The following is a 26,612-nucleotide window of genomic DNA, read 5'->3' as shown; positions in this document are numbered from 1 at the left end:
TTTTAGTCCACTTGCTCAATATGCGTACGCTTTCTAATCCACTGCTTCCGCTCAGCCTTCGATAAACCTTGCGGGGGCTGCGGCGGATTTCCAGTAGTAGGGTCAACAGGTCCGCCATTAGCGTTCTCGAATGACGCGCGCCGAGGACTCCGACCATCCGCCTGCATCACCCGAACTCGCGAACCATCAGGCAAGATGTATTGAGTTCCGACCACATTTCCGCTGGTCGGAGAAACTACTGGTTTTGTTGGGTACCCTGCTGTTTCAAAATTAGCAATCATCTTAGACTGACTTTTAGGAAGATTCACTCCAGAGATATGACTAATTGACCCCACATTTGCTTTTGCACCAACACCCGCAGCAGCCTTACCAGCCGCCAATTTGGCAAGAACCGCCTCAACAACAACCTTGGCGCCCTTACCTGCCGGCATCAACAGCATAGCAGCATCAAGCTCGGGCGCTATGGTTGTAATCCCTTTGCCTGCCAAATCTGACAAACGCTGGGTAGCCGATTTTATACCTGACTCAGTACTGGACAACGCACCCATTTCTTTCGAATGCGCGCTGGTTTGCTCCTGGCCGTATTGCCGCCATTGCTCATACACCACGCCTTGACCATGCAAGACTGACGCATTGAACAGCGTTGAGTCATTGAACTGTTTTTCGGTTGCTCTGAACGCGAAGGCTTTCTCGCCATTGGCAACAATTTGGCTTCCATCGCCCCACTTCAGAGGGATTTTCTGTGCCGCCAGTTGCCCAATAATCCCTTTGGCAATATTCAGGTCATCGATAAAATTTCGGGACTGCGGATCATTGCCTGTGGACTGCGCAACCAAACCGCTCAAACGGGCTTCATCAGCAGCATCCAGGGCGCCACCCGCAGCAATCATCAACAAATCCAGCCAAAGGGCACTGGATCTTGGCGCTCCCAGGGTTTTGTAAAGCTCTTCGGCCTTTTTCTCCAGAACCGGAATTTCTTGTTGCTTATGCAGCTGCCTATTGAAGGCTTCCACACCAAACCCTGCCCCACCTGCCACCACAGCCTCGCCGGGCCCACTTCCAGCCCCCGCAGAGGCTCCAACGCCTGTCGCAATCAATGCAGCTATAGCATCTTGTTCCTGACGAGACAGCCCACTGTCTTTCAGCGCCTGACCCACCGATGGCATCAACGCCGCAGAGGCTCCAGCTCCCAGAGCACCCGCCTGCGCATTGCCGCTGGACAAACCTATTGCCGCACCCGCCAACGCATGCAGCAAGACACGAGCTGCACCGCCTTCATCCCAGGCTGCCTTTACTGCACTGTCCGTAGATTTATCTCTTTGCGCGGTAGCGAAATCACCGATTTTTTTAAAAATCTCACTGGATGATACGTTCGCAACAACACCCACAGCCGTACTGCCCGTTGCCCCTCCCAGGCCCGCCGCGATCAGGCCCGATGCAATATTGGCCATCAGCCGTTTATCGCCCCCGACCTGCCAGCTCCTGGCGTCATCCAGCGCAAGCGCAGCCGCTTGTTGTTGCTCTGGGGTAGTTGCCTCATTGGCCTGTTTGGTTGCCGCATCAGCCTTGGCTTTGGCCACGCTATTAATTACGCTGCTGGACAGCTGCGCCGAGCTTTGAATCAGGTCGATGCGTGCTTGCATGGCCTTTTCATCAGGCCGATCCAGATGCTGATTGGCGTTCACGGTGTCGCGGTTCAACCCCACCAGGTCATTGCCGCCATCGGGGTTGCGCACGGTGATGGTGCCTTCACTGATGGCGCTTTGGGTTTTACTCTTCTCAGAGTCCTTGAGAAACACCGGCAGCGTGCCGCCAGCGACCGAGCGGGCATCCACCCCGCCCCCTGCCAAGGCCCCGGAATAGCTCAAACTCCCGGCCTGACTTGTTATGGCGCTTTTATTTTTGATGTCACTGACCAACAGGCGATCAGTGCTGAGATGGTTTTTGTCAGCCGGCGCATCGCTGGCAATCACGGCGCCTAGAAGCGCGGTGGTTTTTCCGACGTTGATGTCGTAACCACCTGTGCCCGCAGACAGGCCCGTCTGATCGGTCACAGCCTGATAATCGCTGTTCATTTTGCTGCCAGCGATATTGGCCGAAGCGGATACCGGAGCGCCCACACAAAACGGGGGCACACAAATACTCCCGCCCACGCCAGCGCTGGTTTGCCTGTTCTTCTGGCGGGCTTCATCCTGACGTGAAGCCATGCTCAGATTGCCACTGATATCAGCCTTGATGGCATCCGCCCGCACTTGAGCACCGGCCAACGCAGTGTCCTGGCCGCTTTTGAGCACCAGCAGTCCAGTGTCTAACGTGCTGTTGACCTGGCTGACTTCCCGCCCTTTACCCATGCCCTTGGCCAGTTGTGCGCCAAGGTCGAGGGTGAAACCCGTTTGTTCACCCACATTGAAGCTGACCCCCATACTGGTTTTGTCGTTTTTACTTTGGTTGTCCCAGCTTTTCCGGTCTTGGGCGCTTTCCAGGGTGATGTCATGCTCTGCCCGCAACAGGGTGTCTCTAGCCTTGAGGCTGCTGCCAATGACATGAATATCGCCCTGGGTGTCGGGGGCATTGCCTGTTGCCACAATGGCCAGACTGCCGCCACTGTTGAGGGTGGATTGCCTGGCTGTTTCAGCGTTGTACTCACTGCTGCTTTTCTTGTTAGTGGAGCCCAGTTCGGTACCGATTTTTATCAGCGCGCCACCGCTATTGGCAGGCTTACCTTCTGACACATTCGCGGCACTGGCATCCATATTGCATGCGGCGTTGTAAGCAGACAGCAACGCCTGCGCGCCCTTGACTGCCTTGAGACGGCTGTCGTCAGCCTGCTGCGAAGCCCGCACGTCGTTACGAATGCTGGTTACCGTATCGACCACCATGCCACCCACAACCCGCCCCACACCCATACTCCTGGAGCTGTCTTGGGTGGTCTGGTGCGCGGTTTCAGTACCCGCGGCGATGGTGACATTGGAACCGCTCAGGCCCATGTCCTGGGTACTGACCAATTCACTGGATATCACCTTCAACTCACGACCCGCAGTCAGGGTCACGTCACCGACGCTGGAGCCCAGGGTGCTGCCCTGCAAGGTGCTCTCCTGTGCAGTGCCGTTGTGCTTTTGGCCACTGTTGGAGAGATGCAGGTTGCCGCTAATATCGTCCAACCCAAGGTTGTTCCCGGTCAGCACACCTGTGAGGTCGCGCTTTTTCTCCTTGCGCATCTCAGTTCGCGAAAACGTGTTGATTGCCGCATCAACAGTCAGGTCACGCCCGGCTTGAACAGTAAGGTCATCGGTGCTGACCAGCGCCGAACCCGTGACTTTTACGTCTCGCCTGGCAGCCACATTGACCGTGTCACCCGAGACAATGCTTCCTACAGCTGTCGTGCTGGCTTCACTGACCTGACGCTTGGCCTTGCTCGAGTTCAGGCCACCCCAACTGCTTTTACTTTGACTGTTATCGTGGCGCACACTGCTGGAATCACTGGCGGCGAGGATCTGAATATTGTTGCCCGCAAGCAGCTTGGCAGCACCTTGCTTTGCATTGACCGCACTGACTTGCAAGAGCAGGTCATCACCCGCCACCAAGGTGCTGTTACCCCCCGAGGTGACCAGACTGCCAACGTTAGTGAGGGTGTCGGTTTCGTTCAGGCGGAAGGATTTTCCGGACGAGCTTTTTTTGCTCTTGCTATAGAAGCTGTAATCCAGTTCCTCTGCGGACTTGAGCTCAAGGCTTGCGCCAGCCACCAGGTATGCTTCACCGCCCGCCTCCACCCGACTGCCAATTACCGCCATATCCTGCCCGGCACTCAGCGTCACATCGCCACCGGCCTTGACCACGCTCGAGACCTGGCTGACGCGATCGTCCCGGGTTTTGACTTTTTTGGTGTTGAGCGCGCTGTGCTGCTCGTTTGCAGCCGAGGCCAGGGTCAGGTCGCCCGATGCGGCCATGGCCAGGTCGCGGGTGGCTGCAATCTGGCTGGCGATAGCGCTGATATCCCGCGCGGCAACAATCTGGAAGTCGCGACCCGCTTCAATGACAGAGCCATATTGGGTGACGCTCTCGCCACGCGACAGTGTGCCGGCAACCTGGCTGTTGCGTTGTTCTGTGGCAATAAGGTTGACGTCACGACCTGCCTTGATGGTGGTGTCTGCGCCGCTTTTGATTACGCTACCAACACTGTGGACGTCGCGGCCCGCGTGCAGAGACAGGTTGTTCGCCGCTTCAATGCGAGCGGCGCTGTCCATGAAGTCGGTGCGTTCGCTGCGATAGCCGTTGCTGCTGTTATGACGGATAACGGTGCGCTCATTGAGTAGATCACCCTTGCTGGCCGTTAGGCTGATATCGCGCCCGGCAAGGATGCCGCCCGCCTTGTTGCTCAGGTTATTGCCCGTCAGCAGGTCGAGGCGGTTGCCGGCGTCGATCAGGCCGCTGTTGATCAGGTGGTTACCTGCGTTGGCTGACAGGTTTTCTGTGGCCCGCAAGGTGCCGACGTTTTTGAGGTCTTGACCTGTGATCAGGTTGACGTTGTTTCCGGCAATCAATGCGCCATTAGGGGCCAGGCGTTTGTTCGCCTGGGCCATGTACAACACCGGAACCAGCACTTGCTGGTTGTTGATCGTGGTGCTTTCCAACCAGACGATATCGTGGGTCAGGGCCGCTATCTGTTCGCTTGTCAGGGTGATACCCACCGAGAGGTTGAGCGCCTGCTTGCTGGCGACAGCATTGTCCATCAGGTATTTAAACGTCGCCGCATCGCTGGTTCGGCCGTCGATAAAACGCTGGCCAGTACGGGCGGTGAGGGCTTGCTGAATCAGGCGCTGTTCATAAAAGCCGTCACCCAAGCGCTTCTGGCTTTGGTCCGGGTCGTAACCCAACTTCGCCAGCAGGTAGTCCGAGCCCATAAATTGTTTGAGGTTGGTCAGAGCCGGGTTGGTTTCGATCAGGTATTTGTGCGGGCTGGTTACAACGTTTGTGTCAGGCAAGCCCTGAACACGGTTGATGGTCAGGCCGTCAATCGCTGTTGCAGAACCTGCTGCACCTGAGAGGTCGACCGGTAGGGAGGGAGAGTGAACGGCCGACACAGTGCTGCTGCCCTGCCCGCTCAGGCGAAACAGGCCGTTCTGGCCCTCAGGCAAGCTGAAGCCGGGCAGCTCTACCGGGTTCACTTGTTGCTGGGCCACATCCGCTGGCAATTGGGCGTTGATGTGGATCGGTGTGGAGTAGCCACTTCCCGCGCCCGTGTCGGTTGGCGTACGGCCGGCAGCGACATAACCGTAGTACGGCCGGATCACGCTGTTGTTAAGGCTTTGCCCGGCACTGAGGTTGACGTCGCCCCCGGCTTGGATCACAGCGTCATGGGCCTGCCCGTCGATGTTTTGGGTGCGGGTGGTGTGCGATAGCTTGCCACCGCCCAGCAGGCCAATAAAGTAACTCAGGTCAGACTCAACGGTGGCCGAGGGTGTGGGGCTGTTTTTGGCATTGAAATTGGCAGCCGCCGGGATGGCCGCAAAAATCTGTGTGACATAGTTCCAGTACGTGCGGGTGGTGGTGATCTCCTGCCCTTGCACGCCCAGGTTGTTAAGGGTCTCTGCGGTGGCCGTCACGTTGCCTGTGGCGGCAATGGTGCTGCTGTGGTTATTGAGCGTCCCGGCGTGGATCTGGAGGTCCGCGCCACTGCCCAAGAGCGAAGCCGCTGTGCTTCGGGTAACGTTCAGGCGATCGGTTTCATCGATTTGCCACAGGCCGTTTCGCCGCCCTTTACGACGAAAGTCACACCCGGCACCAGGTATCAAGTTGCAATCGAGCTCAGAGATGGTCACCGAGCTTTTTTCCTGGGCCGTGTATTCCAGCACATCCCGCACGTTATTCACGGTCATGGCGCGGATGCTCAGGTTCTGCGCGCTTTCCACCGTGCCGGAGCGGTTGTCCAGCAAATCGGCCTGGTTGTGATCTGTATCTTTGGCGATCAGCACATCGCCCAGGCCATAGACCGTCGCATAGGCATTGGTGAAGGTGGTGGTCAGCAGCTGCATGTCACCGCCGCTGAAAATCAGACCATCGCGATTGAGTGCTGTGTCGGCAGTGAGCATCAGGTTCGCGCCAGCCCCCAGTGTGCCGGTGTTGGACACCTCATTGGCAATGAGGTTGAGGTCGGTCGCAGACGTCATCCGCCCGGCGTTGTTCAACTGTCCTGCCACTGTGACCCGGGTGCCGTCACCACCGGCCAGGGTGGCGGTTTCGCTGAAGTGCAGTTGCGCGGCGCGCAGATCCAGGGATCCGAGGCTGCTCAGCCGACCACTGGCCGAATAAGTACCCTCCAGGTTGATACTCAGAGTGCCGTCACTAGCGAGCAAACCGTTGTTGGACCAGTTCCCGCCTGCGCCAACAAAACTGTTGGATGCCAGTAACTGGCCGCCCGCAACTTGATTGAAGCTGTTGACGTTGACTGTCAGGCGCGCGGCCTGAATCACGCTGCTGTTGGTCCAGCTGTCCTGGTTGAGGATCAGGCCACCTCGACTCACCAGACTGCCGCCAACGTTGTCGAGGATCGACGGATCAATGGCGAAAGTGCCGCTGCCGGAATGCAGTACCTTGCCACCCGCGTTCTGGAAGCTGCCCGCGAGTAACGTCAACTCAGTATTGGCGCTTTCCAGGGTGCCGTTGCGGTTGTCCAGCAGCCCGCCAATCTGTAACAAGGTATCGCCGCTGGTACCCAGCGTACGCAACTGCCCCGTCCGGTTATCCACGCTGGCGGCGCTGACACTCAGGGTTCCTGTGCTTTCGATAAGGCCTTTATGGTTATTCAGGGCGTTGCTCAGATCGAGGCTGACGTGCTCTGCTGCCACACGCCCACCTGTTTCGCCGCTGTTGTCGAAGGCGTTGCCGGTTATTGTCAGCAGACGCTTGACGTAGAGATTGCCGCCGCGATTGTCAAAAGCGTCGGTGGTCACGAGGGCATCGCCCACTTGCGCTGAGATTTTCCCGCCGACGTTATCGATACTGCCCGCGATCAGATTCAGACGCTGGCCCTGGATGATCCCTGCCACACCGTTGCGCAGTACACCGACTACGCGAGCATTGAGGGCTTGCTTGAGGCTGCCAAGCTCACCACCACGGTTTTCCAGGTTGGCGGCCTTGATCGCCAAATCACCGTTTTGGGCAATCAGTTTGCCACCCTGATTGTCGATATTTTCAGTAATGTCCAGTTCTAAGCCGGTCTTGCCTTGCACCTTGCCCTTGGCGTTGTCCAGGCGGCTAGCGGTAAGTTTGAGCTCGCCGTCCTGGCTGTAGATCAGGCCGTCATTGCTGTTTTGCACCAGGCCACTGACGCTAATGTCCAACTTGCCATCTGCCGCGACTGTGCCGCGATTGCGGTTGTCCAGGCCAGCGCTCATCAGGCTCAGCACGCTTCTGCTGACCAGCTCACCGCCCTGGTTGTCGATCTGCGCCGCCCGCTGGATCAATAGCGGGCCACCGCTGGACAGCTTGCCGCGGGTGTTGGTCAAGGTGCCAGGCAGGTCGAGGGTTGTGGCGGCGGCACCTTTGATACTGCCAGCACTGTTGTCGAGATCACGCGCACTCAGATAGAGAGCCGCACCACTGTCAATCACCCCGCCCTCGGCGTTGTTCAGCCAACCACTGACATCAAGGCTTTGGGCGCCAGCACTGGTTATATTGCCCTGACCGCTGTTGTCCAGGTTGGCCGCTGTGACGGTCAGGTTTTTTTGGCTGACCAGAATACCTGTACCGCTATTGAGAAGGCTGGAGCTGAGATGGGCATCAAGGTTGCCGTAAAGGCTGGACAGTTTGCCGCTGTTGCGATTGTCGAGCGTTGTACCGGTGGCATTCAAACCCTGCCAGCCGGAGATCAGCCCGCCCTGATTGAGCAGGTTGTCACCATTGATGACCAACAGGTTGTTGCTGATCAGCTTGCCGCCCGTATTATCAAGGTTGCGGACACTCAGGCTAAGGGTTTGCGTAGTGGAAATCTCGCCGCCACGGTTGTTCAGGTCACGCAGGTGCTTGAGGGTCAAAGGGCCTGCTGTGGTGATCAGGCCGCCCATATTGTTGAGATCGCCTGTGGCAGTACCCAAGTCGAGCGTGATGGCCTTGCCCTGCAGCGAACCCTTTTCGTTGTTCAACCCACCACTGCTGATAGCAAGTTGGCCAGCGCTGGAAATGCTGCCCTGGTGGTTGGACAACTCAGTCGCAGAGAGGCTTAACCCGCCGTCACTGCTGATCAGGCCCAAGGTGTTTGCCACGCCGGCACTAAGCTCAAGACGGCTGTGTTTTTCGCTGGTAAGCCTGCCGCCCGTGTTGTCCAGACGAAAACCCGTCAACGACAAACCAGCCTGGCTCGACACTTCGCCTTCACGGTTATCGATATCGGCCACATCAAGCGTCAGCCCTTGAGCGCCGCCGACCAGGCCTTTATGACGGTTGTCCAGGGTATTACTACTCAGTTGGACGGCACCTTGGCCGATCAGTTGACCTTGCTGGTTGTTTAGATCCTGCACTTGAACCTTGAGGTTCTGCTTGCCGGAAATCCGGCCGCTGCTGTTATCGAGGCGGGTTGCAGTTACGCTTGCATTGCCGTCGGCTATCACTACGCCACTGCGGTTCTGCAATGTGCCATCAACGGCCAGGCGCATCTCACCCTGACTGCTGAGCATGCCAGTGCGGTTGTCCAGGCTGCCGATCCGGGCGTCGATGCTGCTGGCTGAAACCAGACCTTGGCTGTTAAGTAACCGATCAGTTTTGAGGTCGAGACTGGCGCTACTCAGAGTCCGCCCTTTGTTCTGGTTATCCAGAGTGTCTGCACGGATGCTGGCGGCCTGTTTGGCGCTCAGCGTGCCACCCTGATTGCTCAGGATTTGGGCGCTAGCTGTCAGGTGACGACTGGCAATGATGCTGGCGTTTGTGTTCGCAAGCGTTTTTGCGTCGATGTACACATTGCCATGACTGTTGCGGGAATGGTCGGCATTGACCCCGGCCTCGATAATGCCGCGATTGGTCAACTGCGCGCCGCTGGAGAGCTTGATGCTGTCACGTGCGATAAGGTTTTTACGGCTGCTCAGGTCGCCTTGAGCCTGCATATCCAGTGTGCTGCCAGCATAGATCGCCTCTTGGGCATCGAGACTTCCAGCCTTGCCTGTGATCGCACTGCTGGCCGTGACTTGAGCCATACGCAAATGCCCATTGGCATCGAGCTGTATATCCCCGCCACTGGCCGCCAGCGTGCCGTCCAGCTTGACCCCGACACCGGCCTCGGTACCCACCAGCCTGATGGCGCCCGCATACATTCCGCCCAAGGCGCTGGAGTCAATTGCCAACTGCGGCTTGGCGCTGCCGTCATCCGCGCGCGCAGTGGCGTGCAGGGTCCGGGCATTGACGTCGTTGCGACCGGCAATCACCGTCAAGTGACGCGCATTGATCTGGGCGTTGATCTTCGCCGAGCGGGTGATGATGTCGAAGCGATCGATATTACTGGCGTTCAAACCCTGACCGTCAATGGTCACCGTACCGCCATCAACCTGATAACGATCCAGACGACCATTATCAAACAGAGGTTTGCCCGTGCTAAGCGTGACACTGGGAGTATTGATAAAACCGCAGCCATTACAGGTAATACCGTAGGGGTTGGCCACGATCACCTTGGCCGACTGCCCCGCCACTTCGGTATAACCGCGCAACTGGCTGGGACTGCCGCCGTTGACTTCGTTGAGAATGATATGGGCGGCGTTGCCCTGCAGGTTCGGGTTGCCTAGGATGATGCCGCCCAGTTGGGTCGACTGGGTACGGTCAATGCCGTTGTTGAGGATCAGGCCATTGGCACCGACGTTGTAGTCATTGAACTGGTTATGCGACAGACCGCTGCCATTGGGTGCAGCAATATTGACGATCGGAACGCCATTACCCGCCGCTCCCAGGCTGGTGCCTGGCCCGCTGACAACGATGCCTTCGGCCTGCACCAGCAGTGGTTGCCAGAACAGCGCATTGGCCAAAATAAAGGCCAGGCCACGTTTAGGCATGCCCAGGAAAGATTCCCCGGCATGCAGTGCTGCTGAAGACTGGCGGGCCAAGAAGGCTGAATGCCGATCATCCCTGTCGGTTTCTGGGGATAACAAACCCAGCTTGGCCAGGCTGCCCGGTACAACCGGAAATAAAGACCTCATCCCGAGATAACATCCAAACATGCTTACTCCATCCGTGATTCGCCAAACTTGATGAGTGAGGCAAAGTCTTTTCAACGAGACAATTCGCAGGCAAAAGCCTTGGCGCGTCTCCGGGTGGGGTAAGTCTTGGATATGTTTGAATGAAAAGAGTTAGGACGCTTCCGATATCAATAGCGAAACGTCTCTTCAGAGCAGCTGACTGTCACTGCCATAAATTTGATCTGTAGTAGCACGCCCTAGGGTTTGAGCCAGATATGCGCCGCAATAAATGCGAAACATATCTGGCCCTACTCTGCTTCAGATCACTGCAGTGATATTGCGTAAACCCGCAGATCAGAAACGATAGGTGATCGAAGTACCAAAACCGCTCGCGCTGTTTTTGTAGGTAGAGCTGTACGCGCCCTTGGAAGCCGAGCTGTCGTTGACCTTGGTACTGTCTTCCCACAGGTAGGAGTACGCCAGGTCGATAGTCATGTTACTCACCGGCGTCCAGCCAGCGCCGAAGCTGATGGCGGTACGGTCACCGGTGGGGATACGCGGCGAACGGTTGCTGTTGTTGGTCGGCGACTCATCGACTGACAAGCCCGTGCGCAACACCCATTGCGGATTCAACTGATACGCGACGCCAATGGCGTGGGCCCAGGTGTCGTGCCAGTTCTGCTCCTCGGTAATGGTGCTCAACGAGCCGCCAAGACGCGGGCTGACATCACTGTTCTGAGCGGTAATGTCCTTGAGGCGGCTCCAGCGGGTCCAGGTGCTCCCCGCATACAGGGTCCAGTCATCATTGAGCTGGTGAGTGACCGAGAAGTCCACGGACTCCGGCGTGTCCAGGTCCAGCTTGGCATCGTAGCTCTGGCCGCTCAGGCCCAGCAGGCTGAAGGTACCGCCAGTGACCTTGGTAGTGCCCTTGAGGTTGTAACTGACCTTGGAGTGATACGTCAGGCCCACACGGGTGCTGTCAGTGGCCTGTACCAGGATGCCGGCGTTGAAACCGATGGCCGTGTCATCGCCGCTGATCTTCACCTTGCCGTCGTTACTGCCCGGGGTAAGGGCATTTGGCACTTGTGAAGTCAGTTCACCGTCAATGCGGTTGATGGTCGGACCAAACCCGATCGACACCTTGTCATTGAAGGCATAGCTGACCGTAGGCTGGAACGTCATGACTTGAATCTTGCTTTTATTGGCGAAGTAGCGGCCGGCGAAACCACTGCCATAGTCCGTAATCAAACCAAACGGCACATAGAAACCGACACCGAAAGCCCAGTGTTCATCAATCGGCTTGACGTAATAACCCATTGGCACCGCAGTCAACGGCACCATATCGCCGTCTTCCTTGCCGCCAAAGGTACTGCGGGTATGGCTGATATCGGTTTTCGCCACAAGCAAGGCAGCACCTGCACTCACCTGCTCCTGTTTCAGGCGCGCCATGCCCGCAGGGTTGCCGTATACGGTACTGGCATCATCGGCAGAGGACGAGCGGCCGGCGAAGCCAGTGCCCATGCCGCTGATACTTTGTTCATTGATTGCAAGACCGCTGGCAAGTAGCTGAGACGACGCAAGTGCAACGGCAAGACCGAGGGTGGTCTTGAAGAATAGTTTTTTCATTATTAGAGGTCCAGTGATCAACGGGGCGCAAACTACCAATATTCCTGATCCGTTGCCAGAGCCTGTTATATAGAAATCAATTGCCTTGTAGGACAATACAACAAGAGCGCGCCGTTATTCAGCGGGCGAATACCCGCTGATGGGCAGAGCTGATCAACTGATTGATTTCGCTAACATATTAAAGCGCTAAAGATCATTAAACATGATGCACTAAACATGAAATCGCAATCTGCTGTCCGGGAGCTGATGGCGCCGGACTTGAGTGAAGTGGGTCGCTGGCGGGGCAAGTGCGCTTTTCTTGAAAGAGCTGCGAACTTTAAATAAACCCATATTCAACGTCTCAATCAAACAGGCCAGGGAATAGCAAACGGTTGGGCATTTAATAGATCAATACGCTGTGTCGGGCGCACATCATTTTCAGCCCGCGGCTTCAGAAGAGCGATTCAGCATCCCCGAATAAAACGCCAGAAACGAAAAAAGGACCCGAAGGTCCTTTGTTCTGCCCTTGCGAATCCGATTGAATTCACTGGGCCATGTTTGGAGCGGGAAACGAGACTCGAACTCGCGACCCCGACCTTGGCAAGGTCGTGCTCTACCAACTGAGCTATTCCCGCTTGGTGATGCGCATTCTATAGAAATCTAATAACGCGTCAAGCCTTTGTTTTAAAAAGTTTTATTTATTTTACCGAGGTGGTCTTCAGATGCGGCCAGGCAGCCCGCAAATACTGGAGCATCGACCACAGGGTCAGACCGGCAGCTACCAACAGCAACCCGTACCCTACCAATACCCAGAAGCTGAAGTCCGACGGATTGGCCAGCAGTATGACCAGAGCGAGCATTTGCGCTGCGGTTTTCCATTTGCCCATGTTCGAGACCGCAACCTGGGCCCGTGCCCCCAGCTCCGCCATCCACTCGCGCAACGCGGAGATGACGATCTCACGGCCAATAATCACCGCCGCCGGCAAGGTCAGCCACACGTTGTGATGCTCTTGCACCAGCAACACCAAAGCCACAGCCACCATCAACTTGTCGGCCACCGGATCCAGAAAGGCACCAAAAGGCGTGCTCTGCTCCAGCCGGCGGGCCAGGTAGCCGTCAAGCCAGTCGGTCGCCGCCGCAAAGGCGAAGACTGAGCTGGCGGCTGCATAACTCCAGCTGTAAGGCAGGTAAAACAACAAAATGAAGAAAGGAATAAGTAGAACGCGTAGTACGGTGATCAAATTAGGGATATTCATCGGCACAACTGGCTACGAGGTGAGGTGGCATTCTACTCGCTGTGCAGGTTTGCATAAATCAACTCAGCGAGCTTTTTACTGATCCCGGGTGCTTTGGCGATCTCCTCGATGCTTGCACGAGATAGCTCCTGTAAGCCACCAAAATGTTTCAATAAATCTCGGCGGCGGGTCGGCCCTACCCCTGCAATGCCTTCCAGCGTTGAGGTTCGACGGGTTTTTCCGCGTCGCGCCCGGTGCCCGGTAATTGCAAAGCGGTGGGCCTCGTCACGGATTTGCTGGATCAGATGCAAGGCCGGCGAGTCACCCTTGAGGGTGAATTCATGGGCCGCATCATTCAGGTAAAGCGTTTCAAAACCGGCCTTGCGCGTCGTACCTTTGGCCACGCCAAGCAAAATCAGGTCGGGTACTGCCAATTCATTCAGCACATCACGGGCCATCGACATCTGCCCCTTGCCACCGTCGACCAGAAGAATGTCCGGCAGTTTGCCCTCTCCCTCCTTGAGTCGACTGAAGCGCCGCATCAGTGCCTGGTGCATGGCCGCATAGTCGTCGCCAGGCGTGACACCTTCAATGTTAAAGCGCCGGTAGTCGGACTTGATCGGCCCCTCGGGGCCAAACACCACGCAGGACGCCACAGTGGCCTCGCCGCTGGAGTGGCTGATGTCATAGCACTCCAGGCGCTGCGGAATCTCATCGAGTTTCAATACCTGGGCCAAGGCTTCAAAACGCGCCGCCACATGCAGGCGATTGGTCAGGCGGGCCATCAGCGCTTGCTCGGCGTTGGTGACCGCCAACTGCTGCCAGCGCGCCCGGGTGCCACGCACACGATAGCTGATCGCCAGCTCTCGGCCACGCAGCTCGGCGATTGCATCGATAATCGCCCCGAAGCTCTCATGCTCCACGTTGACGATCAACTCGCTGGGCAGGTCGCGCTCGGGGCTGCTGATGTAGTACTGGCCAAGAAAGGCCGCCATGACTTCGGCGACATCTTCCTCAATACCTACCTGAGGGAAAAAATTCTTGCTGCCCAGCACACGCCCGCCGCGCACGTTGATCAGGTGCACACAGGCGCCGCCCGGGTTGACGAAAGCGGCAATCACGTCCACGTCGCCGTTACCGCCCTCCATGCTTTGCTGGTCCTGAACCCGGCGCAGCAAGGAAATCTGGTCACGCACCTCAGCGGCACGCTCGAAGTCCAGCGTGCTGGCAGCCTGTTCCATGGCTGCGTTCAACTCATCGGTCAGGGCACTGCTACGCCCTTCAAGGAACATGATCGAATGGCGTACGTCCTCGGCATATTCCTGCGGGTCAACAAGGCCGACGCAAGGCGCCTTGCAACGCTTGATCTGGTACTGCAAGCAAGGTCGCGTTCTGTTTTTGAAGTAGCTGTCGTCGCACTGACGCACCAGAAAAGTCTTCTGCAGGATACTCAGACTTTCACGGATGGCGCCGGCGCTGGGGTAAGGCCCGAAATACTTGCCTTTCAGTTTTTTGGCACCGCGGTGAATACTCAGCCGCGGGTATTGACCATCCGACAAAAACACATAGGGGTAGGACTTGTCGTCGCGCAACAGGATGTTGTACGGCGGACGCCACTCTTTGATAAGCGTCTGCTCAAGCAACAGCGCTTCGGTTTCGTTGGCGGTAATAGTGGTTTCAATTTGCGCGATACGCGCAACCAGTGCAGCCGTCTTGGGCGCCAGGCCGGTTTTGCGAAAATAGCTGGCCAGGCGTTTTTTCAGGTGCTTGGCCTTGCCCACATAGAGAAGCCGCGCATCGCTGTCGAACATGCGATACACGCCGGGTCGACCACTGCAGGTCGAAAGAAATGCACTTGCATCAAACACGTCTGTCATCTCTAACCAGCATCAACCATGCCGTGACGAACGGCCAGCAAGGCCAGCTCAACATCGCTCTTGACCGAGAGCTTCTCGTAAATACGGTAGCGATAGGTGTTTACCGTCTTGGGCGACAAACAAAGCTTGTCAGAAATAACCTGAACCTTCTGACAGCCAACAATCATCAGGGTGATCTGGATTTCGCGCTCGGACAAGGCATCGAAGGGAGAGTCGCTGGCAGGCTGAAAAGATTTGAGCGCCAGTTGCTGTGCCACTTGCGGACTGATATAGCGCTGGCCTGCGAACACCTGGCGAATTGCCTGAACCATTTCAGCCAGACCGGCACCTTTGGTCATGTAACCCGCCGCGCCTGCTTGCAGCAAGCGCGTAGGAAAAGGGTCTTCTTCACACACGGTCACAGCGACAACCTTGATATCCGGGTGGCTGCGCATCATCTTGCGAGTAGCCTCAAGACCACCAATGCCAGGCATTTTGACATCCATCAGGACCACATCCGGCTTCAATTCACGAGCCTTGAGCAACGACTCTTCGCCGGACTCGGCCTGACCGACCACCTGCAGACCTTCGATATCGGCCAGCATTCGTGTGATCCCTGTACGCACAAGATCGTGGTCATCGACCACTAGAACCCGAATCAAGTCGACACCTCGCAAATTGGTCTTGGTTGATTGCCGACACCTTAGCAAAAACTAAAGCACCAACCTATCGACTTGCGTCAACTATCCCTGCCAAAGCATTAAATCCTTTTAAACATTCATTCCTTGACGGGATCTACCTCCTTAGGATCACGGCGTTCCTTTGCCGCTTGAGGTGCCGATAATTCTGCCAGGGTAGTGGTGAGGCGGCGAATGGCGTCCTGATCCTCCTTGTGCAGCACCCTGTAACTGATCAGCACCTTCTCTTCAAGATGACTCAAATTATCGAGCAGGGTCGGGGTTGGACTGCCGGTCAACACGTAAAGCACGTCAACACCCCGGGCAGCAACGCGCGACAAGTAATCTGCCTTGGGTGCGCGGTCACCATTTTCATATTTGCCCTGGGCATTAGCCTCGACACCACCGATTTCGCCAAAAGTTTTTTGCGACAAACCTAGCCGCTCTCGCTCCTGCCGCAAGCGCAAACCAATTCCACTCATTTGGATGTAGGATCCCATTTTAAACACCCAAAAGGATGGTATAATCGATAAATATTAAACAACTTTGAACGGTTTTGAACTATGACCGGAATTCGTACCGCTGCACAAGCCAAGGCATGGCTGGAACACCAGGGAAAGTCCGTTCAAGAGTTCGCTCGGGAACATGGCATAGACCCGGCTACCACTTATCAAGTGCTCGCCGGGCGCAAAAAGGGGAAACGTGGTGAAGCCCACAAGGTAGCGGTTCTTCTGGGCATGAAGGACGGGATCATTACGTCCCAGGGCACGCATCTGACAGAAGCTAAGGATGATGAGTTAGCTTGAGTATGCGCCTAATCGGGCGACAGGCCCGATTTAGTGTTTATACTGGCTCAGAGGCCCGATTACAGGGCTCTGCGCCCTGCCCCGGCATTGCACACGTGCAGGCCAATAGTGATCGTGGGAGTTCCAGATAGTATTTTCTTATTGAATCTGCCCGTTCGCCTCGCGTAAGCTGCAAACCATCAATCGGAGACCACCCATGTTGCATCACGCCACCACCGCCATCTGCATGACCATACGCCAATCGCGTCTGGCTGCTGCTGTGTGCGCGAACAACATGCACTCCACAGCACGATTTTATTTTGGGTATTGGTTTAGCCACTGGCGCGCCTGATACCCACACGGCGCCCACTACTTAGGGGTCGCCTGACAGAGAATTCTCACCCCCGGTCGGCTTCCCGACCGGGGGTTTTGTTTTTTTGGCCCCTGACATTTTCTTGAATTGAGGATTTACCCCATGAACTACGCCACTTATTACCGTTTCGACCTTTGCACTGCATGGCGATTTATCAGCCGCCGTTCGGGACAGCCTGCCGCCTCCGAACGGACCCACATTGGTGGCACGCACGTACTTACAGCCAGTCTGGCCAATTGTCGAACACCCCACTAGGGCTGAGCGCGCGGGACAACCCGCCGCCTGCCCAGGAAGCCCGAACCATGAACGCATCCGTATCCGCCCTGCCAACCGTACACGCTGTATCTGCCCCGGTGACTACCCGTCGCCTGCCCACGGCAGCACAACTCAAACAGCAACTGCCCCTCAGCGATGCCCTGCGCGTCCAGATCAGCAGCCAGCGCCAGGCCATTCGCGCCATCCTTGACGGTGAAGACTCCCGTTTACTGGTGGTGGTCGGCCCCTGCTCCATCCACGATCCCGTCGCCGCCCTGGAATACGCCAGCAACCTGGCTGCCCTCGCCCATGATGTGCGCGACGACATGCTGCTGGTAATGCGTGCTTACATTGAAAAACCGCGCACCACCGTGGGCTGGAAAGGCCTGGCCTACGACCCGCACCTGGACGGCAGCGATGACATGGCCCACGGCCTGACCCTTTCGCGCGAATTGATGCTGGAGATGCTGCGCATGGGCCTGCCGGTCGCCACCGAGCTATTGCAACCCATCGCCGCCGGCTACTTCGACGACTTGCTGGGCTGGGTAGCTATTGGCGCCCGCACCACGGAATCGCAAATCCACCGCGAAATGGCCAGCGGGCTTGATTTGCCGGTGGGCTTCAAGAACGGCACCGACGGCGGCGTGGCCATTGCCTGCGACGCCATGCGTTCCGCCGCCCACAGCCATCGTCACTTCGGCATCGACAGCCAGGGCCACCCGGCAATCGTCGAGACCCGTGGCAATCCCGACACCCATCTGGTGTTGCGCGGCGGCCACAGCGGTCCCAACTACGACCGCGCCAACGTCGCCAAGGCTCGTGCAGGGCTTGAGAAGTCCGCCATCCCGGCCCGCATGATGGTCGATTGCAGCCACGCCAACAGTGGCAAAGACCCGCTGCGCCAGCCGCAAGTCTTCAATGATGTGCTTGAACAACGTCTTGCCGGCGATCACTCGCTGATCGGCATGATGCTCGAAAGCCATCTGTTCGAAGGCTGCCAGTCCCTGGGTGCAAACATGCGCTACGGGGTCTCGGTGACCGATGGCTGCCTGGGCTGGGACGCGACCGAGCAACTGCTGCGTAACGCCGCACATCAGTTGCAAACACAGCGCCACACCGCCAAGGCCATCGCCTGACAGACGCGTTCGGCAAACCGCAGCGCAACCAGGGACAATGCCTACGGTTGCGCGAAGCCGGTATCGACTAAGGTGTTTTTATGGTTCAAAAACACCTGGAAAATAGCCCATGGACGACTCAGCCAATACCAAGTATCCGATATTACTGGTACACGGCCTCTTCGGTTTCGGCCGCATAGGCCCATTCAACTACTTCAAAGGCATCAAGCAAGCGCTCGGCGGATCGGGCGCCCGGGTTTTCGTACCGATCATCTCGGCCGCCAACAACAACGAGACCCGGGGCGAGCAGCTGCTTGAATACATACGCGGGGTTTGCTCGCGCACCGGGGCAACACGGGTCAACCTGATCGGCCACAGCCAGGGTGCCCTGACAGCCCGCTATGCGGCAGCCGTGGCCCCCCTTCTGATCGCCTCCGTCACCTCCGTCAGCGGACCGAATCATGGCTCCGAAGCAGCAGACCGCTTGCGCCAGGCCTTCGTGCCCGGATCGCTCCCCGAAACCGTCGCCGCCGCCCTGACCACCTCGTTTTCCAGTTTCCTGTCCGCGATCACCGGCCACCGGCAATTACCGCAACACGCCCTTGAAGCCCTCAACGCGCTGACCACCGAAGGCGTTGCCGCCTTCAACCTGAAATACCCCCAGGGCCTGCCCGCCACATGGGGCGGCATGGGCCCCGAGCAGGTCAATGACGTTCTTTATTACTCATGGAGCGGCATCATCAAGGGCTCACGGTTGTCGGAGTCGCTAAATCTGCTCGACCCTCTACACAATGCCTGCCGCATCTTTGGCAGTTTCTTTACCCGCGAGAGCAAACAGAACGACGGGCTGGTCGGACGTTTCAGCTCGCATCTGGGCCATGTGATCGGCTCGGACTATGCAATGGACCACTTGGACACCATCAATCACCTGGCCAGAATGAACCGCACACGCATTGACCCTGTCGCCCATTACCTCGATCACGCCAGACGACTAAAGGCAGCGGGAGCATAAGCCCACCGGCAAACCCGCAACGAAATATAGCTAAGCGCACTTTTTGCCGAGAAAAACCCTACTGAATCCGGTAGGCTCGGCACTTTCTTGAAAGGAGTACACCCTCATGGCCAAAGCCACTGCCCGTCATATCCTGGTTGCCACCGAAGACAAGTGCAACGAACTGAAAGCCCAAATCGAAGGCGGCGCTGATTTCGCCGAAGTTGCCAAGGCCAATTCTTCTTGCCCGTCCAGCCGTCAGGGCGGCGATCTGGGCTCTTTCGGCCCGGGCCAAATGGTTAAAGAATTCGACACTGTCGTGTTCAGCGCGCCAATCAACGTGGTGCAAGGCCCGGTTAAAACCCAGTTTGGCTACCACCTGCTGGAAGTCACCAGCCGCCAGGACTGATCCTCTGCGCGCTGCGTGAAGACGGCCCGCCTTTTGGCGGGTCGTTTCGTTTGGGCAACGGCAAATCCCCGTGCTACGTTTCCTCATTCACGAATCCGTCGTGACTCATCCGAGGAATTGATCATGAGCCTTACAGGTAAAACTGCATTGGTTACCGGCTCCACCAGCGGCATCGGCCTGGGTATCGCATTGAGCCTGGCCAAGGCCGGAGCCAACCTGATCCTCAACGGTTTTGGCGATCCGGCCAAAGTGATTGCCGAAGTCGAACAGTTCGGCGTCAGGGTAGGTCACCACCCCGCAGATGTCAGCGACCCGGCGCAGATCGCCGACATGATCGATTATGCCGAGCGCGAATTCGGCGGCGTCGACATCCTGGTCAACAATGCAGGCATTCAGCATGTAGCCAGCGTCGAAGAGTTCCCGGTAGAGCGCTGGGATTCGATCATCGCCATTAACCTGTCCAGCGTGTTCCACAGCACCCGCCTCACCCTGCCCGGCATGCGCAAGCGCGGCTGGGGGCGCATCGTCAATATTGCCTCGGTTCATGGCTTGGTGGGCTCGGTCGGCAAGGCCGCCTATGTCGCCGCCAAGCACGGGGTAATCGGCCTGAGCAAAGTGGTGGGCCTGGAAACCGCCACCAGCAATATCACCTGCAACGCCATTTGCCCGGGCTGGGTGCTGACGCCGCTGGTGCAAAAACAGATTGATCAGCGCATCAGCCAGGGCATTGACCCCTATCAGGCGCAGCACGACCTGTTGGCCGAAAAACAACCTTCGCTGGAATTCGTCACCCCGCCGCAACTGGGCGAGCTGGTGCTGTTTTTATGCAGTGAGGCTGGCAGTCAGGTACGGGGCGCGGCATGGAATGTCGATGGTGGCTGGCTGGCGCAATAAGATCGCGCATTGCTGCACGCCCAATATGCAAAAATGCACAGCAACCCTGCACTTATCAGGGTTGTAATGGGCAAATTTGCACTGTTAGCATCGGTTATCGTTCACCCGTGAACCCCCTTAAAAATAATATAAAGCAGGGAGTTAGTGATGACTGCTCAGGTTTCCTCCTCACCGACACCGGATATCGCGCAGCTGCAAAGCACCGTTCTGGCCGAGGTCCGCAACCATATTGGCCACCTGACCCTGAACCGCCCAGGCGGACTCAATGCCATCAATCTTGAAATGGTCCGCAGCCTCCAGCAGCAACTCGATGCCTGGGTCGAAGACCCGCAAGTCAAGGCGGTGGTACTGCGTGGCGCGGGCGAAAAAGCCTTCTGCGCGGGCGGAGATATACGCTCGCTGTACGACAGCTATCAAAACAACGACACCCTGCATACCCTGTTCTTTGAAGAGGAATATGCCCTCGACCTGACCCTGCACCGCTACCCCAAACCCGTTGTGGCCTTGATGGACGGCTTCGTTCTCGGCGGCGGCATGGGCCTGGTGCAAGGCGCGGATCTGCGCCTGGTTACCGAGCGCAGCAAATTGGCGATGCCGGAAGTGGGCATCGGTTATTTTCCTGACGTTGGCGGTAGCTACTTCCTGACCCGAACGCCAGGTCAGTTGGGCACTTACCTGGGCGTCAGCGGGGTCCAAATCCGCGCTGCCGATGCCTTGTACTGCGGGCTTGCTGACGGCTATCTGGAAAGCACCGCACTGCCTGAACTGGACAAGGGCCTCGACAGCCTCAACTGGCAAAAATCCCCTATCGATGACCTGACCGCGCTGGTAGCCCGATTCGCCGTAACCGTATTGCCCGACCCACCGCTGGCCAGGTTGCGCCCGCTGATTGACAGCGTTTTCGCCCAGGTCGACATGCCACGGATTATCGCCCATCTGCGCGCTGTCATAGCCCCGGAAACTCGCGACTGGGCCAATGAAACCGCCGACCTGTTGCAAACCCGCTCGCCGCTGGCGATGGCCGTGACCCTTGAAATGCTGCGCCGTGGCCGAGCGCTGCCCCTTGAGCAGTGCTTCGCCCTGGAACTGCACCTGGATCGCCAGTGGTTTGATCGCGGCGACCTGATGGAAGGCGTGCGTGCATTGATTATCGACAAGGACAAGAAACCGCAGTGGAACCCGCCCAGCCTGGATGCACTGGATCCAGCCCATGTCGCCAGTTTCTTCACCGCATTCAACGCCAAGGGAGCCTGAGCCATGCAAGACATCGAACTGAGCGAAGAACAAGTGATGATCCGCGACATGGCTCGCGACTTTGCCCGGCGTGAAATCGCTCCCCATGCCCAGGCCTGGGAAAAAGCCGGCTGGATCGACGACGCGCTGGTGGCCAAGCTTGGCGAACTGGGGTTGCTGGGCATGGTGGTGCCGGAGGAATGGGGTGGCACTTATGTCGATTACGTCGCCTACGCCCTGGCCGTGGAGGAAATCTCCGCAGGTGATGCCGCGACCGGCGCACTGATGAGCATCCACAATTCGGTGGGCTGCGGGCCGATACTGAAATACGGCAGCGAGGAGCAAAAACAGACCTGGCTGGCGGAGCTGGCCAGCGGCCAGACCATCGCCTGCTTCTGTCTGACCGAACCCCAGGCCGGCTCCGAAGCCCATAACCTGCGCACCCGCGCCGAGTTGCGTGACGGTCAATGGGTGATTACCGGTGCCAAGCAGTTTGTCAGCAATGGCAAGCGCGCCAAACTGGCCATTGTCTTTGCGGTAACCGACCCTGATCTGGGCAAAAAAGGTATTTCGGCGTTTTTGGTACCCACCGCCACCCCCGGTTTTATTGTCGACCGCACCGAACACAAAATGGGCATCCGCGCCTCGGACACCTGCGCGGTAACCCTCAACAGCTGCAGCGTGCCTGAAGCCAATATGCTCGGCGAGCGCGGCAAGGGGCTGGCCATTGCCCTGGCCAACCTGGAAGGCGGGCGAATCGGCATTGGCGCCCAGGCATTGGGCATCGCCCGTGCGGCCTTCGAGGCAGCACTGGGTTACGCCCGTGACCGGGTGCAATTTGACAAGGCGATCATTGAGCACCAGAGCGTGGCCAATATGCTCGCCGACATGCAGACCCGCATCAATGCGGCACGCCTGCTGATCCTGCATGCGGCGCGCCTGCGCAGCGCGGGCAAGCCCTGTCTGTCAGAAGCTTCGCAAGCCAAACTGTTTGCTTCGGAAATGGCCGAGTATGTGTGTTCCAAAGCCATCCAGATCCACGGTGGCTATGGCTACCTTGAAGACTATCCGGTGGAGCGCTACTACCGCGATGCGCGGATTACCCAGATTTATGAAGGGTCGAGCGAGATTCAGCGCATGGTGATTGCGCGGGAGCTGAAGAATTATCTGCTTTAGAAACTGATTCACAACCTGTGGGAGCGGGCTTGCTCGCGATGCAGTCGGCTCGGTGCAGCTGACACACCGCGTTGAGGCTATCGCGAGCAAGCCCGCTCCCACATAGAGGCATGTGCAGTTATTGGTTCTTGAACTGCGCCTCGCGTTTTTCAACAAACGCCGCCATGCCTTCTTTCTGATCCTGTGTGGCGAACAAGGCGTGGAATACCCGACGCTCGAAACGCACACCTTCAGCCAGGTTCACCTCAAAGGCACGGTTGACGCATTCCTTGGTCTGCATCAGCACCGGCAGGGACTTTTTGGCAATGGTGGCCGCTACCTTCAGCGCTTCGTCGAGTAATTCATCCACCGGCACCACACGGGCCACCAACCCCGAACGTTCCGCCTCTTCTGCGCCTATCAAACGCCCGCTCAGGCACATTTCCATGGCCTTGGCCTTGCCCACCGCACGGGTAAGGCGCTGTGTGCCGCCCATGCCCGGCAACACCCCCAGGTTGATTTCAGGCTGGCCGAATTTGGCGTTGTCCCCGGCCAGAATAAAGTCACACATCATGGCCAGCTCACAACCGCCACCCAGGGCAAAACCCGCAACTGCAGCAATAATCGGCTTGCGCCTGGCCGCCACACGGTCGCTGTCGGAAAACAGGTCATCAAGATAAATTTGCGGATAGCTCAGGTCGGCCATCTCCTTGATGTCCGCACCGGCAGCAAAGGATTTCTTCGAGCCGGTGATAACGATACAGCCAATCCCGTTATCAGCTTCCAGCCTGTCCAGCGCGTGGTTTACTTCGCGGATCAATTGCGCATTCAGAGCATTCAGCGCCTGGGGGCGGTTCAGGGTAATCAGGCCCACTTGCCCATGGATGTCCAACAGAATGGTTTCGTAGCTCATCGCTAATGTCCTCGATTCAAAGATTGCGCGAAATGACCATGCGCTGAATATCACTGGTGCCTTCATAGATCTGGCACACCCGCACATCGCGGTAGATCCGTTCCAGCGGGAAGTCGCTCAAATAGCCATAACCGCCCAGGGTTTGCAACGCCTTGGAGCACACGCGCTCGGCCATTTCCGATGCAAACAGCTTGGCTTGCGAGGCCTCGACCAGCGCCGATTGCCCACTGTCACGCAGTGCCGCAGCGTAATGGACCATCTGCCGGGCGACGGCGATTTCCGTCGACATATCGGCCAGGCGAAACGCCACCGCCTGATGCTCCACCAGGGGCTGGCCAAAGGTCACGCGTTCGCGGGCATAGTCGCGGGCCGCTTCAAAGGCTGCACGGGCCATGCCTACGGCTTGTGCGGCAATACCGATGCGCCCGCCTTCCAGGTTGCCCAGGGCAATCTTGTAGCCTTGCCCCTCTTCGCCCAGGCGGTTGGCCACCGGTATCTTCAGGTCAGTAAACAGAATCTGGCAGGTGTCCGATGCATGCTGCCCCAGTTTGTCTTCAACCCGGGCCACGCTGTAACCCGGAGTATCCGTGGGTACGATAAACGCGGTAATGCCACGCTTGCCCGCCGCCGGGTCCGTCACCGCAAACATGATCACCACTCCGGCGTTTTGCCCTGAGGTAATGAACTGCTTGCAGCCATTGAGAATGTAATGATCGCCTTCGCGGCGGGCTCGGGTTTTCAGGTCACTGGCATCGGAGCCGGCCTGCGGCTCGGTGAGGGCAAACGCGCCGAGCATTTCACCGCTGGCCAGGGGGATCAGAAATTGCTGTTTTTGCGCCTCGCTGCCGTATTTGAGAATCGGCACGCAACCCACCGAGTTATGCACGCTCATGATCGTGGAGCAAGAGCCGTCACCGGCGGCGACTTCTTCAAGGGCCATGGCATAGGCCTGATAACCCGTGTCACAACCGCCCCACTCCTCGGGCACCAGCATGCCGAAAAACCCTAATTGAGCCATCTCGGCAATTGCCTCACGAGGGAAGCGATGCTGCTTGTCCCACTCGGCGGCAAAGGGCTTCAGGCGCTCTTGGGCAAACTCTCGGGCTGCTTCGCGTATTTGTAATTGTTCGGGTGTAGGCAGCATACAAAATCCTTAATACAGACATTCCACGGCAATGGCCGTGGCTTCACCGCCGCCGATGCAGATGGCGGCAACACCGCGTGTAGCCTTTTGCTGGCGCAATGCCGAGAGCAAAGTCACCAGTATTCGCGCACCCGAAGCCCCAATCGGATGCCCCAGGGCACAGGCGCCGCCGTAGATATTGACCTTGCTGTGGGGGATATCCAGCTCGGTCATGGTTACCAGGCTGACCACAGCGAACGCTTCGTTGATTTCAAACAGATCGACCTGGTTCAGATCCCAGCCAGTGCTGCTCATCAGGCGCTTGATTGCCCCCACCGGTGCAGTCGGAAACAACCCCGGCTCATCGGCAAAGGCGGCGTGGCCGTGGATAACCGCCAACGGCTTGAGGCCACGTCTTTGCGCTTCGCTGCGACGCATCAGTACCAGCGCCGCCGCACCATCGGAAATCGAGCTGGAGTTGGCCGCCGTCACCGTACCGCCCTCGCGGAACGCCGGTTTCAGGGTTGGAATTTTTGCCAGATTGGCCTTGGGCGGCTGCTCGTCATCACTGATCAGGCGCTGCTCTTTACCCACGGTCACCTGCACCGGGACGATCTCGCTGCTAAAACTGCCGTCCTTGATGGCCTGCTGCGCACGGGTCAGGGAGGCCACGGCAAAGGCATCCTGAGCTTCACGGGTAAAACCGTGATTCTGGGCGCAGTCTTCGGCAAAAGTCCCCATCAGACGGCCACGGTCATAGGCGTCTTCCAGGCCGTCAAGGAACATGTGATCCAGCACCCGGCCATGGCCCATGCGGTAACCGCTGCGGGCGCGATCAAGCAGGTACGGCGCATTGGACATGCTCTCCATGCCCCCTGCCACCACCACATCGGCACTGCCGGCCAGCAGCCTGTCATGCCCAAGAATGGCCGCTTCCATGCCCGAGCCGCACATCTTGTTCAGTGTGGTGCAACGGGTACCCTTGTCCAGCCCGGCCCCCAGGGCGGCCTGACGGGCAGGTGCCTGGCCGATCCCTGCCGACAGCACACAGCCAAACAACACTTCTTGCACACCATCGACAGCAACACCCGCGCGTTCAACCGCTGCACGGATCGCCGCAGCGCCCAGTTGCGGCGCGGTCAGGCCCTTGAAGTCCCCCTGAAAGCCGCCCATGGGCGTACGCGCAGCACTTACGATTACAACCGGATCATTGCTGATTGTCATATCTCACCTCTTATTTCGCGGCCATGCGCAAGGCACCGTCGAGTCGGATCACCTCACCATTGAGCATGCTGTTTTCAATAATGTGACGCACCAGCGAGGCATACTCGTCAGGCTTGCCCAAACGTGGTGGAAATGGCACACCGGCGGCCAGCGATGCACGCACTTCAGGCGTCATGCCAGCCATCATCGGGGTTTCAAAAATACCCGGGGCGATGGTCATTACCCGAATGCCGAAGCGTGCCAGTTCACGGGCTGCAGGCAAGGTCAGGCTGGCAATCGCGCCCTTGGATGCGGCATAAGCTGCCTGACCGATCTGACCGTCGAATGCCGCGACCGAAGCCGTGTTGATGATCACCCCGCGCTCGCCCTCGGCATCGGCAGTGGTTTCGGCAATCGCCGCTGCAGCCAGACGCAACATGTTGAAGCTGCCAATCAGGTTGACGTTGATCACCTGGCTGAATGAGTCCAGCCCATGGGGGCCGTTTTTACCGAGGATCTTTTCACCGCGCACAATGCCGGCACAGTTGACCAGCCCGTTGACCGCGCCAAAGGCGGCCACTGTAGCGGCCACGGCCGCCTGGGCGGCATCTGCCTGGCTGATGTCCGCCACAGCGC

Annotated in this window: 17 protein-coding genes and 1 tRNA gene; 7 read left to right on the top strand and 11 right to left on the bottom strand. The window is 58.0% G+C overall.

The window, feature by feature from the left end; translation table 11 throughout:
* Positions 1-2: 2 nt before the first annotated feature.
* From GHO42_RS11215 to GHO42_RS11185, 7 genes are all read right to left on the bottom strand, one after another.
* Entirely contained in the window at positions 3-10,175 is a 10,173-nt protein-coding gene (locus tag GHO42_RS11215) for a hemagglutinin repeat-containing protein (RefSeq protein ID WP_153326647.1), read from the bottom strand.
* Between the two features lie 333 nt (positions 10,176-10,508).
* A complete protein-coding gene (locus GHO42_RS11210; protein ID WP_095018457.1) occupies positions 10,509-11,780 on the bottom strand; it encodes an OmpP1/FadL family transporter in 1,272 nt (423 codons plus the stop codon).
* Between the two features lie 538 nt (positions 11,781-12,318).
* Positions 12,319-12,394 (bottom strand) — tRNA-Gly (locus GHO42_RS11205).
* Between the two features lie 63 nt (positions 12,395-12,457).
* Positions 12,458-13,015: a CDP-diacylglycerol--glycerol-3-phosphate 3-phosphatidyltransferase gene (gene pgsA / locus GHO42_RS11200; protein ID WP_016781234.1), complete on the bottom strand. Its 558-nt coding sequence runs from the start codon at positions 13,013-13,015 to the stop codon at positions 12,458-12,460.
* A 32-nt stretch (positions 13,016-13,047) separates the two neighbouring features.
* Positions 13,048-14,871: an excinuclease ABC subunit UvrC gene (uvrC, locus tag GHO42_RS11195; RefSeq protein ID WP_095000028.1), complete on the bottom strand. Its 1,824-nt coding sequence runs from the start codon at positions 14,869-14,871 to the stop codon at positions 13,048-13,050.
* A 2-nt stretch (positions 14,872-14,873) separates the two neighbouring features.
* Entirely contained in the window at positions 14,874-15,512 is a 639-nt protein-coding gene (gene uvrY / locus GHO42_RS11190; protein WP_095000027.1) for a UvrY/SirA/GacA family response regulator transcription factor, read from the bottom strand.
* Positions 15,513-15,628: 116 nt separating this feature from the next.
* Positions 15,629-16,009, bottom strand: coding sequence for a helix-turn-helix domain-containing protein (locus tag GHO42_RS11185; RefSeq protein WP_095000026.1), 381 nt, complete (start codon positions 16,007-16,009; stop codon positions 15,629-15,631).
* 81 nt (positions 16,010-16,090) lie between these two features.
* On the opposite strand from GHO42_RS11185, the gene GHO42_RS11180 reads away from it, so the two are divergent.
* The 7 genes from GHO42_RS11180 to GHO42_RS11150 all read left to right on the top strand — a co-directional run bounded on the left by GHO42_RS11180 (position 16,091) and on the right by GHO42_RS11150 (position 22,758).
* Positions 16,091-16,333 (top strand): DNA-binding protein, encoded by a 243-nt coding sequence (locus tag GHO42_RS11180; protein WP_153326649.1) that lies wholly within the window; start codon positions 16,091-16,093, stop codon positions 16,331-16,333.
* Between the two features lie 654 nt (positions 16,334-16,987).
* On the top strand, positions 16,988-18,076 hold the full coding sequence (locus tag GHO42_RS11175; RefSeq protein WP_095000025.1) for a 3-deoxy-7-phosphoheptulonate synthase: 1,089 nt from the start codon (positions 16,988-16,990) through the stop codon (positions 18,074-18,076).
* 109 nt (positions 18,077-18,185) lie between these two features.
* Positions 18,186-19,067 (top strand): triacylglycerol lipase, encoded by an 882-nt coding sequence (locus tag GHO42_RS11170; RefSeq protein WP_095000024.1) that lies wholly within the window; start codon positions 18,186-18,188, stop codon positions 19,065-19,067.
* Positions 19,068-19,173: 106 nt separating this feature from the next.
* A complete protein-coding gene (locus tag GHO42_RS11165; protein ID WP_016781241.1) occupies positions 19,174-19,455 on the top strand; it encodes a peptidylprolyl isomerase in 282 nt (93 codons plus the stop codon).
* A gap of 123 nt (positions 19,456-19,578) precedes the next feature.
* On the top strand, positions 19,579-20,349 hold the full coding sequence (locus GHO42_RS11160) for a 3-hydroxybutyrate dehydrogenase (RefSeq protein WP_153326651.1): 771 nt from the start codon (positions 19,579-19,581) through the stop codon (positions 20,347-20,349).
* 147 nt (positions 20,350-20,496) lie between these two features.
* A complete protein-coding gene (locus GHO42_RS11155) occupies positions 20,497-21,603 on the top strand; it encodes an enoyl-CoA hydratase/isomerase family protein (protein WP_095000023.1) in 1,107 nt (368 codons plus the stop codon).
* Between the two features lie 3 nt (positions 21,604-21,606).
* Positions 21,607-22,758, top strand: coding sequence for an acyl-CoA dehydrogenase family protein (locus GHO42_RS11150; protein WP_095021146.1), 1,152 nt, complete (start codon positions 21,607-21,609; stop codon positions 22,756-22,758).
* Positions 22,759-22,876: 118 nt separating this feature from the next.
* Here the strand turns inward: GHO42_RS11150 and GHO42_RS11145 are convergent, their stop codons facing one another.
* The 4 genes from GHO42_RS11145 to GHO42_RS11130 form a co-directional block, all read right to left on the bottom strand.
* Positions 22,877-23,650, bottom strand: coding sequence for an enoyl-CoA hydratase (locus tag GHO42_RS11145; protein WP_095000021.1), 774 nt, complete (start codon positions 23,648-23,650; stop codon positions 22,877-22,879).
* A gap of 16 nt (positions 23,651-23,666) precedes the next feature.
* Complete coding sequence (locus tag GHO42_RS11140) at positions 23,667-24,794, bottom strand: acyl-CoA dehydrogenase (RefSeq protein ID WP_153326653.1); 1,128 nt, start codon at positions 24,792-24,794, stop codon at positions 23,667-23,669.
* Positions 24,795-24,803: 9 nt separating this feature from the next.
* Positions 24,804-25,997: an acetyl-CoA C-acyltransferase gene (locus tag GHO42_RS11135; RefSeq protein ID WP_095025931.1), complete on the bottom strand. Its 1,194-nt coding sequence runs from the start codon at positions 25,995-25,997 to the stop codon at positions 24,804-24,806.
* 10 nt (positions 25,998-26,007) lie between these two features.
* On the bottom strand, positions 26,008-26,612 hold a 605-nt coding region (locus tag GHO42_RS11130; protein ID WP_153384153.1), incomplete at its 5' end, for an SDR family NAD(P)-dependent oxidoreductase.

The organism is Pseudomonas sp. FSL R10-0056, assembly GCF_009600105.1.
Classification (GTDB): Bacteria; Pseudomonadota; Gammaproteobacteria; order Pseudomonadales; family Pseudomonadaceae; genus Aquipseudomonas; species Aquipseudomonas bubulae.
Note: the sequence above shows the minus strand (reverse complement) of the source record. Positions and strands in the feature narration are given on the sequence as shown.